This is a genomic window from Albidovulum sediminis, from assembly GCF_025380365.1.
In the GTDB taxonomy this organism is placed as follows: Bacteria; Pseudomonadota; Alphaproteobacteria; order Rhodobacterales; family Rhodobacteraceae; genus Albidovulum; species Albidovulum sediminis.
This window is the reverse complement of the sequence record NZ_JAOCQF010000003.1, coordinates 138,752-151,830: the sequence shown is the minus strand read 5'-3', so window position 1 is coordinate 151,830 and position 13,079 is coordinate 138,752. Positions and strand designations below refer to the sequence as shown.

12 protein-coding genes and 1 tRNA gene are annotated in these 13,079 nt (G+C 64.9%); 1 reads left to right on the top strand and 12 read right to left on the bottom strand.

What is annotated here, in order from left to right:
* Nucleotides 1-24: 24 nt before the first annotated feature.
* The 8 genes from N5I32_RS15680 to N5I32_RS15645 all read right to left on the bottom strand — a co-directional run bounded on the left by N5I32_RS15680 (nt 25) and on the right by N5I32_RS15645 (nt 7,910).
* Nucleotides 25-987, bottom strand: a complete 963-nt coding sequence (locus N5I32_RS15680) for a glycosyltransferase family 2 protein (protein ID WP_261496859.1) — start codon at nt 985-987, stop codon at nt 25-27.
* Nucleotides 988-1,094: 107 nt separating this feature from the next.
* On the bottom strand, nt 1,095-2,117 hold the full coding sequence (locus N5I32_RS15675; protein ID WP_261496858.1) for an aspartate-semialdehyde dehydrogenase: 1,023 nt from the start codon (nt 2,115-2,117) through the stop codon (nt 1,095-1,097).
* A gap of 95 nt (nt 2,118-2,212) precedes the next feature.
* Nucleotides 2,213-2,833 carry a glycosyltransferase family 29 protein gene (locus N5I32_RS15670; protein WP_261496857.1) on the bottom strand — a complete coding sequence of 207 codons (621 nt, stop codon included), beginning with the start codon at nt 2,831-2,833 and terminating at the stop codon, nt 2,213-2,215.
* Nucleotides 2,830-3,750, bottom strand: a complete 921-nt coding sequence (locus N5I32_RS15665; RefSeq protein WP_261496856.1) for a lysophospholipid acyltransferase family protein — start codon at nt 3,748-3,750, stop codon at nt 2,830-2,832. The genes N5I32_RS15670 and N5I32_RS15665 overlap by 4 nt, the downstream gene beginning before the upstream one ends.
* A 105-nt stretch (nt 3,751-3,855) precedes the next feature.
* Entirely contained in the window at nt 3,856-4,899 is a 1,044-nt protein-coding gene (locus N5I32_RS15660; protein ID WP_439648216.1) for a glycosyltransferase family 4 protein, read from the bottom strand.
* Nucleotides 4,900-4,956: 57 nt separating this feature from the next.
* Entirely contained in the window at nt 4,957-6,138 is a 1,182-nt protein-coding gene (locus N5I32_RS15655) for an MFS transporter (protein WP_261496854.1), read from the bottom strand.
* A gap of 54 nt (nt 6,139-6,192) precedes the next feature.
* Nucleotides 6,193-7,725, bottom strand: coding sequence for a trimethylamine methyltransferase family protein (locus N5I32_RS15650; RefSeq protein WP_261496853.1), 1,533 nt, complete (start codon nt 7,723-7,725; stop codon nt 6,193-6,195).
* 108 nt (nt 7,726-7,833) lie between these two features.
* A tRNA-Pro gene (locus N5I32_RS15645) sits at nt 7,834-7,910 on the bottom strand.
* A gap of 165 nt (nt 7,911-8,075) precedes the next feature.
* Here N5I32_RS15645 and N5I32_RS15640 point away from each other — a divergent pair.
* Nucleotides 8,076-8,834, top strand: coding sequence for a hypothetical protein (locus N5I32_RS15640; protein WP_261496852.1), 759 nt, complete (start codon nt 8,076-8,078; stop codon nt 8,832-8,834).
* A gap of 132 nt (nt 8,835-8,966) precedes the next feature.
* Here N5I32_RS15640 and N5I32_RS15635 read toward each other — a convergent pair whose 3' ends face one another.
* From N5I32_RS15635 to leuD, 4 genes are all read right to left on the bottom strand, one after another.
* Nucleotides 8,967-9,944, bottom strand: coding sequence for a DMT family transporter (locus N5I32_RS15635; RefSeq protein ID WP_261496851.1), 978 nt, complete (start codon nt 9,942-9,944; stop codon nt 8,967-8,969).
* 108 nt (nt 9,945-10,052) lie between these two features.
* Nucleotides 10,053-11,159: a 3-isopropylmalate dehydrogenase gene (gene leuB, locus N5I32_RS15630; RefSeq protein WP_261496850.1), complete on the bottom strand. Its 1,107-nt coding sequence runs from the start codon at nt 11,157-11,159 to the stop codon at nt 10,053-10,055.
* A gap of 80 nt (nt 11,160-11,239) precedes the next feature.
* Nucleotides 11,240-12,073 carry a hypothetical protein gene (locus tag N5I32_RS15625; protein WP_304504922.1) on the bottom strand — a complete coding sequence of 278 codons (834 nt, stop codon included), beginning with the start codon at nt 12,071-12,073 and terminating at the stop codon, nt 11,240-11,242.
* A 279-nt stretch (nt 12,074-12,352) separates the two neighbouring features.
* Entirely contained in the window at nt 12,353-12,958 is a 606-nt protein-coding gene (gene leuD / locus N5I32_RS15620) for a 3-isopropylmalate dehydratase small subunit (protein WP_261496848.1), read from the bottom strand.
* Nucleotides 12,959-13,079: the final 121 nt, after the last annotated feature.

Genomic DNA, 13,079 nt, shown 5'->3' with positions numbered 1-13,079 from the left:
AATTCCCGGCGTCCCCTGCGCGGCCTAAGACCCCGTGACGGACGCGTAGTGCGCCGATCTTTTCCCAAGAACCCCCTGAACGCGGCCGACAATCCAGCCGGAGGTGCGCAGGAAGCGGAGCAGGAAGTGGGTCGGAGCGATCAGGACCAGGGGTGAGAAGACCACGAGGCTGATGCCCTTGACGACCACGGAGATGAGCGTTGCAGGTCTGGAAAGCTCTCCCAGTCGCCGCTTCAGATGGAAATGAGAGTTGGACTGATCCCTTGCGCGCCTGAACTGGTAGAGGGGTGAAAGCCGCTCCACCGGCAGATGATCCCAGACCACGGCGTCCTCGACCCAGCCGGTTCGAAGTCCACGTCGCTTGCAGTCCTTGTAGAACTCCGTGTCCTCTCCGCCCGCCATGCCAAGCGCTTCGTTGAACCAGACTCCGTGCTCTGCAAACACCGAGGCGCTGCAGAACCAGTTGTTCGTGACGATGGTTGTCGCGCCGGAATCGCTTCGTGTGGAAACCTTGCGCGCCTTTCTTTCCACCGCTTCGTAGCGATTGAGAAGGGATGCCTGCATCATCCGATCCAGCAGGCCGCGCGTTCTGTCAGGTCTGGCGAGGCGCACGGGTCCGCCCCGCAAGTGAACGTGGCTGAATTCCTGCGCCGAAATGTGCTTCAGGAGCCAATCCGGCTCGGGGGTTTCGTCGTCGTCGATGAATGCGATGAAATCGGCACCGGAATCGATCGACAGCCTGACGCAGGTATTTCTTGCAATCGCGATCCCAAGGCGCGGTTGATGATGATATGTGATCTCTCCGAACCGGGACCACAATTCGGAAGCGCCGGAGACGATTTCCCGGCACTGCGCGGAAACGTCGTTTTCGACCACGATCACTTGAACCGCGCACCCGTCTGGCACTGACAGTCTTGCCAGGGACTCAAGGCATGATCCGAGAAGTTCCGGCCTTGCCCGGGTGGGAATGCAGACTGCAATCTTCATCAGTTATGTCCCAAGAAAAACTTACGACACGGCCGTCAAAATCAACGGCCGCATGGCATTGCTTACGACTCTGTCGGGCGCCGGTCAATCTCCGGCGCCCGGACCTCTCAGCCCTTCTTCAGGCAGCGGTTGCCCAGTGTCTCGGCGATCTGCACGGCGTTCAGCGCGGCGCCCTTCCTCAGGTTGTCGGAGACGCACCAGAGGTTCAACCCGTTGTCGATCGTGCTGTCCTGCCGGATGCGGCTGACATAGGTCGCGTATTCGCCCACGCATTCGATCGGCGTTATGTAGCCGCCGTTCTCGCGCTTGTCGACGACCATGACGCCGGGCGCCTCGCGCAGGATGTCGCGGGCCTCGTCCTCATCCAGGAAATCCTCGAACTCGAGGTTGATCGCCTCGGAATGGCCGACGAAGACGGGCACGCGCACGCAGGTCGCGGTGACCTTGATCGACTTGTCGAGGATCTTCTTCGTTTCGGCCACCATCTTCCATTCTTCCTTGGTCTCGCCGGAGTCCATGAAGACGTCGATATGCGGGATCACGTTGAAGGCGATCTGCTTGGTGAACTTCACCGGGGGCTTCTCGTCGACCGGGTTGTAGATCGACTTGGTCTGGTCCCAAAGCTCGTCGATGCCGGCCTTGCCCGCGCCCGAGACCGACTGGTAGGTCGAGACGACAACGCGCTTGATCCGCGCGCGGTCGTGCAGCGGCTTCAGCGCGACGACCATCTGCGCGGTCGAGCAGTTGGGGTTCGCGATGATGTTGCGGTTCTTGTACTGCTCCACCGCCTCGGGGTTGACCTCCGGCACGACCAGCGGGATCTCCGGGTCGTAGCGGTAGAGCGAGGAGTTGTCGATCACGACGCAGCCGGCCTTCGCGGCCTTCGGCGCATAAATCTTCGTCGCCTCCGAGCCGACTGCGAACAGCGCGATGTCCCAGCCGGTGAAGTCGAAGGTGTCGAGGTCCTTGGTCTTCAGGGTCTTGTCGCCGAACGAAACTTCGGTGCCAAGCGACTTGCGGCTGGCAAGTGCGGCGATCTCGTCGACGGGGAATTCCCGCTCGGCGAGGATGTTCAGCATTTCGCGGCCCACGTTCCCCGTGGCGCCGGCGACAACGACCTTGTAGCCCATTGGGATCTCCTCAAGTTAAGGACGAGGCCCCTTAGCCGAAAGCGCCGCGCAATGAAAGGGCAAGTTGCGGCACTGCGGCATCCGCGCGTTGCGCGCTATGTGCCCGCCATGCGGATGCGCGGATCACGCGCCATCAGCGTCTCGACCCAGGCGCGCTCGGCGGTGAAGTCGTGCGGAACCTGCGCCTGCGTCCGGCTGCCGGTCAGCGACAGCGAGGCGAAGAAATCGAAGCCGAACAGCTCAAGCGACGCCAGGTCGCTGGAGGCCAGCAGGCGGATCATCATCAGCCCGGTGGTCGGCGGCGCGCCAAGTTCGTCGCGCAGCGCCGCCCAGTCGGACAGCGGGTGCAGGTAGAATCCGGGTGAGGAGGCGGCCGCCCAGGTCAGGCGCTTGCGCTTGTGCGACATCCAGAGGACGCGGCCGGGGGCCAGCCGGCGCAGGTCGCCCCGGCCCGCGCGGACGGCCAGCGCCAGCCAGTCGGTGCGGGTGCCATGGCTCTGCGGGTCGGGCATGGGCGCGCGGTTGATCCGGATCACCACATCCGCCGCGTCGATCTGCGCCCCTTTTTCGCCCTCCGCGAGCGAGCGGGCATTGCCTACCAGGGCGACCTGGCGCCCGGACAGATCCTTCATGAGTGCGTCCTGCGCAACCGAGAGCGAGGCCAGCGGCCCCTCTTGCCGCAGCGTGCGCGCAAGGAGAAAGCCAAGGCGCGTCATGCCTGGTTGCCTTCGGTATTCTCGTCGATCCGAACACCCTTCCAGCGGCGGTGGGTCCAGAGCCACTGGTCCATGTGCGCCCTGACCTGGCGTTCCAGATCGTCGTTCAGCGCCTGGGTCATGGCGTGGGCGTCGGAATGCGCCACCGGCTCCGAGAACCAGAGCGTGAAGCCGCCATCCTTGCGCCGGATGCCGTAGCAGGGCAGCACGAGGGCGTCGTAGCGCAGCGCCATCTCAGCGACGGCAAGGCCGGTCATCGCCGGCCGGCCCATGAACATCACCGGCTCTCCCAGACCTGTGTGCTGGTCAAGGACCACCCCCACCATGCCACCCTCCCGCAGGAAGCGGACCATCGCGGCCATGCCCTGGCGGCTGCGGGAGAACAGCGGCTGGCCGATGCGGGAAATGGTCGCGACATAGTGTTCGTTGAAGAACGGGTTGCGCATCGGTTTGTAAAGACCGCCGACGCGATATCCGCGCCCGATCAGCGCGGCGCGCAGCGAATCGTAGTTGCCGATGTGTCCCGTCACCAGCAGAACGCCGCGCCCGGTCCGGTGCGCCTCTTCCAGCGCCGGAACGCCCGGACCCTGGAAGGGTTCGTCCCTGACCCGCGCCGTCAGATCCTCGGGCGAATACAATTCGACCAGTGCCCGACCCATGTTGGCGGGAACCGCGCGCATCATCCTGCGCACCTCGGCTTGCGGCAGATCGGGCATGACAAGGGCCAGGTTATCGCGCACCCGGCGGCGAAAGCCCGCAACCGGGGCGATCACCCCCGAGACGAAGCGCGCCCCGAGCGCACGCCGCAGATCGAATGGAAGGACGCGGAGCGCGGCAAGAAACGCCCGGATCAGGCGGTCGCTGATCCAGTCGTTCACCATGCGCAGGCGTTGGGAAAGCTTTGCTGTCTCGGTCACGGCGTCAGGTGGTCTGGCTCAGGGGATGTCGCCGATGTCGGCGTTCCCCGCTTCTGGTAGCCGAAGGCCCACCCCCATGCAACTCGGCAGGGATGCAACAAGCGGTCATTCGCGGGACAGAAGTTCCCGATAGATCGAGACCAGGCGTTCCGCCTCACCCTCGATCCGGTGCCGGGACAGGACCTGCTGGCGGGCGGCGCAACCCGCGTCGGCCATCCGCCCGGGGGTGTCGATCCAGCCCGAAATCGCCACGGCGAGCGCCTCGACATCTCCGGGCGGGACGAGCGTGCCGGTTGTTCCATCGTCGACCAGTTCCTCGAACGCGCCGACGCGGGTGGCCACGACCGGAACCCCGCAGGCCATCGCCTCGAGCGGCGTCAGGCCGAAGCCCTCCCACCGCTGCGGCGCAACGTAAAGGTCAAGCACCCGGTACCAGTCGGCGATGCGGTCGACCGTCACCTCGGGCGGGAACAGGATCCGGTCCGAAAGGCCCGCAGCGGCGACCTCGTCCTTCAACGCCGACAGGAAGGCCGCGTGTTCGGCCGTGGCGCGTCCCATCGCGACCGCGACGGCACCCGGCCTGTCGCGCAGCAGGCGGATGGCGGCGTGCACGAAGGCGTCGGTCCCCTTCTGTGCGCGGATGCGGCCGTAGCAGCCGAAGATGATCGCGTCTTCGGGCAGGCCCAGGGCACGGCGGAGCGCACGGCGGTCTCCGGGTGGAGAGAAGCCTTCGGCTCCGATCCCGTGCAGCACCACGTCGGCGGGCCGGTCCAGATAGGCGGCCGTCTTCTGCGACGTGGCTATGACGCGGTCCATCCGCGCGATCAGCCACTTGGAGTAGCGGCTGTGCCGGCGCTGCGAGGCCGAGGTGAAGAGAAGCCGCAGGCGGCGGCGAAAGACCCCGCGCAGCACCAGGCCCAGAAGCATTTCGGTGTTGCGCCGCGCGTGCCAGACCCGCACCCGGTCACGCGACAGAAGGAAGCAGCGCCAGAGCGGCAGGTGCGGCACGTCCGCAGGCAGGCCCGGACCCGTAGCGGCTATGCCGATCATCTCCGCCTGGATCGGGACCAGCCGCGCGATCGTCGCCGTGACGCCGGACAGGCGGCGCTTCAGGTTCGGGGCGATCACTTCGATCTTCGACGGGTCGATGCGCACGAGGCCTCCTTTGCCTGCCTGACTAACGCAACGGGGCGTTGGCAGAAAGCGTCAATGCGGGGTTTCCCGGCTGAGCAGGTAAACGACAAGGCCGATCAGAAGGGGCGCCAGAAAGAATGCCATCAGCACCGAATAGGCGCCGCTGCCGGGTGCCCCCTGCGCCGCGGCCCCGAACACGGCGCCAGAGCCGAATTGCAGGATACCTGCGCCGCCGATGCCGAACATGTTCAGGAAGGTGACACCGCGACCGATCAGATGCGGGGGGAAGAACGCGCGCCCGTGCGCCATGATCGCGGGGAAGGACGATCCCAGAAGGCCGAGCGCCGCAAAAAGCGCGGTGACGGACCAGAAACCCGAATCCGGGTTCAGGGCAAGCGTGCCAAGTGCCACCGCGGCTAGTGCGTTGCCCCAGAAGACGACCCACTTTCGGGTTCCGAACAGGCGGTCGAGCGGGCCGTAGGCGAAGTTGCCCGCGACCATGGCCAGACCCATCGCCAGCGTCGCGGTTCCGATCCTCGCGGTGTCGGCGTCGTAAAGATCGCTGAGCATCGGGCCCGCCCAAAGCCCCCGGATCGATGCCGCAGGGGCATAGGCAACCGCCATCAGCGGCAGGATGGCCCAGAACCCCGGCAGCCGCAGGAGATCGAGGAGCGATCCGCGTGCCCCGCCTTCTGCGGTGACACGTTCCGGGTCGCGGACGACCAGCGCCAAGGCCGCCGCCACCGCCAGTGTCGTCGCCGCCAGTCCGAACAGGGATGCACGCCAGCCGATCGCGTCGACCAGCATCGCAAGCGGTGCCGATCCGGCGATGTTGCCAAGCGATCCGAAGCCGATGACCATACCCGCCAGCGTTCCGAACACCGCGGGCGTGTAGACGCGCGCGAAGATGAAATAGCATGCCATCAGCACGGGCGAGCAGCCGATGCCGATCAGGACCATCGCACCGTGTATCGCGAGCGGTCCCTGCGCCAGCGCGAAGATCGCGGCGCCGCCCGCCCCGCCCGCCGCCAGAAGAACGGATGCGGTCACACGCGGCCCGATCCGGTCAAGCGCGATGCCGACAGGGATCTGCATCACCGCGAAGGAAAAGAACCACAACCCAGACGAGGTCGCGAGATCGGTGGCGGTGACGCCGATTTCCCGATCCAGCACTGGGGCGAGGACAGCCAGGAAAGCGCGATAGAACTGGCTCAGCACATAGCCGAGGATCAGCACGAAGATGTCCAGCCGCACCGTCTTCTCCCTCTTGTTCGCGTCGTCGCTTCGACCGAACCGGCTCCGCGCCTATCATGAGTCGGACGGAGAGGCACCCCCTTCTGCAGTGCGCCGCTCGATGAACGGGGCCAGCCGCTCTGCCACGTCCCCGGCGCCGGAATGTGGCCGGAACTCTGCCAGGACCCGCTGCCAGATGGCGGTGGCCCGCTCCGTGGCGGTCAGGGCGCCGTGTTCGCTCCAGGTGCCGAAGTTGCTGAGATCGGCCACCAGCGGCACATAGAACGCACGGTCGTAGCGTTCCATCGTGTGCTGTGCACCGAAGAAATGTCCGCCGGGGCCGACTTCGGCGATGGCGTCGTAGGCCATGGCCGCAGGTGTGTCCTCCGGACGTGCGCAAAGCTCGGCAATGGTCTGGAGCGCCTCGACATCGAGGATGAACTTTTCATAGCCGAAGGTCAGCCCGCCTTCGAGCCAGCCGGCGGCATGGATCGTCAGCGTCGCATTGGCCATCAGCGCGCCCCAGAGGCCCATGATGTTCTCGGTCGCCGCCTGCACGTCCGCGGCGTTGCCCGCCGACCCGGCGGCGGATCGCCAGGGCAGGCCGATCAGGCGGGCAAGCTGGCCGGACCCGATCTGCATCTTCAGATGCTCGGGTGTGCCGAAGGCCGGCGCCCCCGACTTCATGTCGACGTTGGACGAAAAGCCGCCATAGCTGACCGGCGCGCCGGGTCGCACAAGTTGGGCCAGCGCGATGCAGGCCAGCGCCTCGGCATGCTGGAGAACCAGCGCCCCCGCGACGGTGACGGGCGCCATCGCCCCGGCCAGGCAGAAGGGCGTGATGATGGTCAGTTGCCCGGCGCGGGCAAAGTCGATGATGCCTTCGGCCATCGGCACGTCGATCAGTCGCGGCGAGTTCGAGTTGATCACCGTCTTGCCCCAGACGCCGTCCTGCCACGCGGCCTCGTCCAGACCAAGCGCGAGGCGGATCATCTCGAAGCTGTCGGCGACCTGCCGGCGGCCGCGTGCGTAGACGAAGAAGGGTTTCGTCCCGATCATCATCTGCGACCGCATCATGGCGTAGTGGCGCAGATGAACGGGCACGTCCTGAGGCTCGGCCGAGGGGCTGAGGATGTGGATCACGTCGAAGTGCTGCTGAAGCTTCAGTGCCTCCTCGAAATCGGTCAGCCGGCCCGGCCGTCGGCCCCTGACCGCGTCCGTGGCATTCGGGCATCCGCCCGAGCCGCCGAACAGAAGCCGGCCCGGCGCGTAGACCTGTTCATGTCGCGGGTGGGCGGCGCGCAGACGGAACGAACGCGGCGCGGTTGCCAGCGCGGCGGCGACGATGTCGCGGCCGATCCTCACCATCTGGCTGTCTTCATCGACGACCGCCCCCGCGGCGGCGAGGATGCTTCGAGCTTCGGGGAGGAGAAACCGGATGCCCAGATTCTCGAGCACCTTGAGCGCGGTTTCATGCATCGCCGCGATCGCGTCGTCCGAAAAGACGGACTGCGGCGCGAAAGGGTGGGACAACTGACCGTAGTCCACACCGCGCGCACCCTGGCTTCCTGTGGCGCCGGCTCCCCGGGCCCGGTCGACTCTGCGCATGATCGATCCTCCTGCGCGGGAGGCTATACCCCCGACAGGTTGCGTCTGGGCCGAAAGCGACCTTCAACGCGTTCAATCGGGTTATCGGTCCGGTGATCTCGGGAATTCTGGTCGGAGCGAGAGGATTCGAACCTCCGACCCCCTGCTCCCGAAGCAGGTGCGCTACCAGGCTGCGCTACGCTCCGACGGGGTGGCGTTTAATGCCTATGGCCGCGCAGCACAAGGGGGAATCGACCAAGTCGTCGAAGGACGCATTTCTGCCTTCAACACTCCATTTTTCCCCGTGAAGCATTGCGCCAGCCGCGTAGCGTTGCGTGTGTTGAACTTTGACTGTGACGGAGGAAAGTGCATTGGCAGGCGTCAAGATCGGTTATCTCGCATACCCCGACATTCTGACCAACAAGGATTGGCAAAAGAAGAAGGGCCTTATCGGCAAGATGAAAAAGACCGGGATCGGGGATGCCCTCGACAAGGCCGAGGCCGTTCACAAGAAGATCGACTGGGCCGATATGGCGGTCAGCAAGGACAACCCCGCCAATATGGAAGAGCTGAAGACGGCGATCCAGTCCGTCAAGAACTACTATGCCAAGGCGATCGTTCCCTACGAAAAGGCCCTTACCGAAGTCGCCGATACCGCTGAAAGCGCGATCAAGGACGTCAAGAAGATGATCGGTGCCGGTTCGGTCGTGAAGGCGATCGAGGCGATCGTGAAGGAAGCCAAGACGCAGCGCTTAACACTGAAGAGCCTTGATCTGGAAGCAGACATCAAGGCGATGGTCGAGAGGATCGAACGGCGCCAGGAGCTGGCGAGGATCCACATGAACGACTCGCTGAAGAAGTTCGTGATCGGCGCAAAGGCTTTCCTGTCGGACCCGACGCCGGAAAACTGGGACAAGCACATCAAGCAGGCCGGGCGGAGCGTGTCGAACTCGGTCAAGGAGCTTGAGAACTACAACCGCGTCTTCTGGAAGGAGTTCCAGAAGTTCGAAGGTTTCGATCTGGGCCGGATGAACATCGACACGAAGTCGCCGGATTTCGCGGACATCACGACCAAGAAGGTGAAGGCCGCTGCAGCGCAGGTGAAGGATATTGCGAGCTTCAAGGGCTGACGGCCGGCCCGGTAATGCCACCCGAAGAATTCTTCGCGGACATTGAACCCGATCCATTTCAGGCCATTTCTGCGCGTGAACGGTGACAACCGCTCACGCGCGGTTTTTTCGGGCCGGTGGTCGGCGGTCGTGTCAGCGATCCCCCACCGTCCGGTTCGAGAGGATCCGTTGCAGCACGCTGGATCGCGGCGCGGTGACGACCTCTGCCCGCCCGCGGGTTTCAAGCACGGGGCGGTTGCCGGACGTGCCTGGCCGTGCTTCGCGCAAGACGATGTAGACGCCTGACGCGATGATGATGACGGCGCCGATGGCGGTCGCCAGGTCAAGCCCCTCGCGGAACAGGATGTAGCCGTAGCCGGTTGCCCAGAGGATCTGGGAATACTGCATGGGTGCCACGATCACCGCCTCGCCCTCGCGGTAGGCGACGATCACGAGGAACGACCCGGCAAGGCCGAAAACGGCGATCACGCCCATCAGGCCCAGATGCTCCATCGGCATCGGGACGTAGACGAAGGGCAGCATCGCGCCCATCACCAGAAAATTGCCGACCATCGGGTAAAGCAGCAGCACGACGGAGCGTTCGTCCTTGCCGATCTTGCGGGCAATGACGGAGACCGCCGCGCTGCAGATGCTTGCGGTCAGGGCCGCCAGATGGCCCAGCGACAGATCGGCCTGTCCGGGTCTGAGCACGACCAGAACCCCGATCAGGCCCGTGATCACCGCCGCCCATCGCCTGAGCCGCACCCGTTCGCCAAGGATCGGGATCGCGAGAATCGTGATCAGCAGGGGGGTCGAGAAAAGGATTGCGTAGACCTGCGCCAGCGGCAGTTCGGAAAAGGCGTAGAACGCGCTCACCCCTGTGACGATGGCGCAGGCCGTGCGGACCAGAACCCATCCGGGGTGCTTCGCGCGCAGGCTTTCGTGGCGGCGGTCGTTGAGAAGGATGACGGCGACGATGGGAAAGCCCAGAAGCGAGCCGAAGAACAGAAGCTGCATCGGCGCATAGGTCGCCCCCAGCAGCTTCACCACGACGTCATGCGTCGCGAACACGCCCATGGCAGCGAGCATCACCAGTGCGGCGCGCATGTTGTTGCCGGCATGTGTGCTCATGAACCCGCCCCGTGACTGCGCCCGCTCAATGAACCGTCCGCGGCGTCAACGCAAGATCCAGACGCGGCGGGGGCGGAAAGCCGCCCCCGGCACCCCCGCGGGCAGGTCTCAGAGGCTCGCTTCGAGGGCCGCCACAATGGCATCGCCCATCTGCGAGGTCGTGACCGGCGTTCCCCCGTCCTTCTGCATCAGGTCGGCGGTGCGGACGCCGTCGGCCAGAACCTTCTCGACCGCCTTTTCGAGGCGGTCTGCCTCGGCGCCCTGATCGAAGGAATAGCGCAGCGCCATCGCGAAGGACAGGATGCAGGCGATGGGGTTCGCCTTGCCTTGCCCCGCGATGTCGGGGGCCGAACCGTGCACCGGTTCGTAAAGCGCCTTGGGCCGGCCGTTCGCCATCGGTGCGCCAAGGCTGGCCGAGGGCAGCATGCCGAGCGAGCCGGTCAGCATCGCCGCACAGTCCGACAGAACGTCGCCGAAAAGGTTGTCGGTCACGATCACGTCGAACTGCTTCGGCCAGCGGACAAGCTGCATCGCGCCGTTGTCGGCATACATGTGCGAAAGCTCGACATCCGGGTATTCCTTGTCGTGGATCTCCTGCACGACCTCGCGCCAGAGGATGCCCGATTCCATGACGTTGGCCTTCTCCATCGAGCAGACCCGGTTGCTGCGCCGCCGGGCAAGCTCGAAGGCCGACCGCGCGACACGGGCAATCTCGCTTTCGGTGTAGCGCTGGGTGTTGATGCCCACCCGCTCGTTCCCTTCGGTGAAGATGCCGCGCGGCTCGCCGAAATAGACGCCGGAGGTCAGTTCCCGCACGATCATGATGTCGAGACCGGCAACGACGTCCTTCTTCAGGGACGAGAAATCCGCCAGAGCATCGAAACACTGGGCCGGGCGAAGGTTTGAATAAAGGTCCATTTCCTTGCGCAGGCGCAGCAGTCCGCGCTCCGGTTTGACGGAGAAGTCGAGCTTGTCGTACTTCGGCCCGCCGACGGCGCCCAGAAGCACCGCGTCAACCGCCTGCGCCTTGGCCATGGTGCTGTCGGCAAGCGGCACGCCGTGAACGTCATAGGCCGCGCCGCCCACCAGATCCTCGGACACGTCGAAGTTCAGGCCGCGCTTTTCGCCGAGCCAGCCGATGACCTTGCGGACTTCGGCCATGACCTCGGGCCCGATGCCGTCGCCGGGAAGAATGAGAAGGGAAGGATTGGCCACGGGTTGCACTCCGGCGCTGACACAGGATGATCGGGGCTGGCCTAGCCAAAGGCGCGCGCCCGGTCAAGCCGCCCCGATTGTCAGACGGGTTGAAGCTCGCCCTGCGCGGGCCGTTCGCTGCGGCGGCGCTTTTCGGCGATCATGCCGGCGATGCGGCCCATCGCGATCCCGCGCATGAGGAGCGAGGCGGGCAGGAAGGCCCAGGCCGTCATTGTCCAGATGAGCGTCTGGGGGCTTTCCAGCGAGACGGGTTCGAACGACGAAGCCACCGCACGGATGCCCGCAGGAATGAAGAACGGCAGCAGGAAGCCCAGGACGATGTTGAATCGCGCGTCGCGTCGCAGGCGCTGCACGACATCACCCCCCGTCGTCGGGTCAAACGTCGGCAGGTTGATCCACACGTTGAAGGTGCCCAGTCGGGCCGGCCAGTCGATGACGCGCAGCGCGATCACGAAAACGATGAGCGTTACAAGCGAGACGGTGTAGGAGATGCCGGCCGCGGTCCTGATCAGGATCATATGGTACAGGCTCATGTCGTCGGGCAGCATCAGCACGAAAAGCCGCACGGGGCTGTAGGGCACGTCGATCATTTCGCCCAGGCGGTTGCCGATGGTTTCGACGAAAAGCGTCAGCGCGGTCTGCTCGTTCTGGCCGCGAACGATGGTGGCCAGAAGGAATACGGTGATGAACAGGGACAGGAAGCGCAGCCGGTTGAATGGCGGCGCGTCACGGAACTCCATCAGCGAAGGATAGGTGGCAACGTACTCGATGAAGGTAAGCAGGGAGGCAAAGATGGCGACCAGCGCGACGATCTGGGTCGTGTCGCGGTGCACGCCCGGCAGCATCAGCGAAGGCATGGCGACGAGAACCATCACCAGCACAGCGCGCGCCAGAGCGCCTGTGAATCGCGACATCACTGCTCAGTCCCTCGACTTGGCCAGGGGTGATGCACCGCCACCCCATTGTTCCAGTTCTCTTCCCGCGATTGTGGCGGGCTGCCTCATTCCTGACACATTTTTGCCCACATTCCGCTCCCCTCGCAATCTTGCTGACCAAGTAACGGGGGCAATGCGGCCTTTTCGTGTCCTAACTGGTGCGGCATTGCATCATTTTCCGCGCAGGAATCTGGCGGGCACCGGAATGCAAAAGGCCGCCCCCGGAAGGGCGGCCCGCTTTCCCCTGCCTTTTCGGGCTCAGACCCAGGGGCGCGACTGCGCCGCGGTCCGTTCGTAGCTGTCGATCGCGGTGACCTTTTCAAGGGTCAGGCCGATGTCGTCCAGGCCATTGACAAGGCAGTGTTTCTTGAACGGGTCGACCTCGAAGCCGAAGCTCCGGCCGTCCGAAGTGGTGACGGTCTGATCCTCAAGGCTGACGGTCATCCGGGCGTTGGAGCCCTTGCGCGCGTCTTCCATCAGCACTTCCACCGCGTCTTGCGGCAGAACCACGGGCAGGATGCCGTTCTTGAAGCAGTTGTTGTAGAAGATGTCGGCGAATGAGGTCGAGATCACGCAGCGAATGCCGAAATCCAGAAGCGCCCAGGGCGCATGCTCACGCGAGGAGCCGCAACCGAAGTTGTCGCCCGCCACCAGGATCTGGGCGTCGCGATAGGCCGGCTGGTTCAGGACAAAGCCCTCGATCTCGCTGCCATCCGCGTTGTAGCGCATTTCGTCGAACAGGTTCTTGCCCAGGCCCGACCGCTTGATGGTCTTCAGGAACTGCTTCGGGATGATCATGTCGGTGTCGATGTTGACCAGCGGCATCGGCGCCGCGATTCCCGTCAGCGTGGTGAACTTGTCCATATTCGCTCCTTTCAGGGGCACGGAGTGCCGGCGGCCAGACGAACGGCGTGACCGAACGCGGGCCTTCTTAGCGCAACGCGCCGGGCGCGCCAAGCGGTCCCTGAACGACAAACGCGCCCCC

What these genes read in the sequence shown, in the direction of transcription:
- N5I32_RS15680 (WP_261496859.1), bottom strand. Translation starts at nt 987, where the DNA reads ATGAAGATTGCAGTCTGCATTCCCACCCGGGCAAGGCCGGAACTTCTC.
- N5I32_RS15675 (WP_261496858.1), bottom strand. Translation starts at nt 2,117, where the DNA reads ATGGGCTACAAGGTCGTTGTCGCCGGCGCCACGGGGAACGTGGGCCGC.
- N5I32_RS15670 (WP_261496857.1), bottom strand. Translation starts at nt 2,833, where the DNA reads ATGACGCGCCTTGGCTTTCTCCTTGCGCGCACGCTGCGGCAAGAGGGG.
- N5I32_RS15650 (WP_261496853.1), bottom strand. Translation starts at nt 7,725, where the DNA reads ATGCGCAGAGTCGACCGGGCCCGGGGAGCCGGCGCCACAGGAAGCCAG.
- N5I32_RS15635 (WP_261496851.1), bottom strand. Translation starts at nt 9,944, where the DNA reads ATGAGCACACATGCCGGCAACAACATGCGCGCCGCACTGGTGATGCTC.
- N5I32_RS15625 (WP_304504922.1), bottom strand. Translation starts at nt 12,073, where the DNA reads ATGTCGCGATTCACAGGCGCTCTGGCGCGCGCTGTGCTGGTGATGGTT.
- leuD (WP_261496848.1), bottom strand. Translation starts at nt 12,958, where the DNA reads ATGGACAAGTTCACCACGCTGACGGGAATCGCGGCGCCGATGCCGCTG.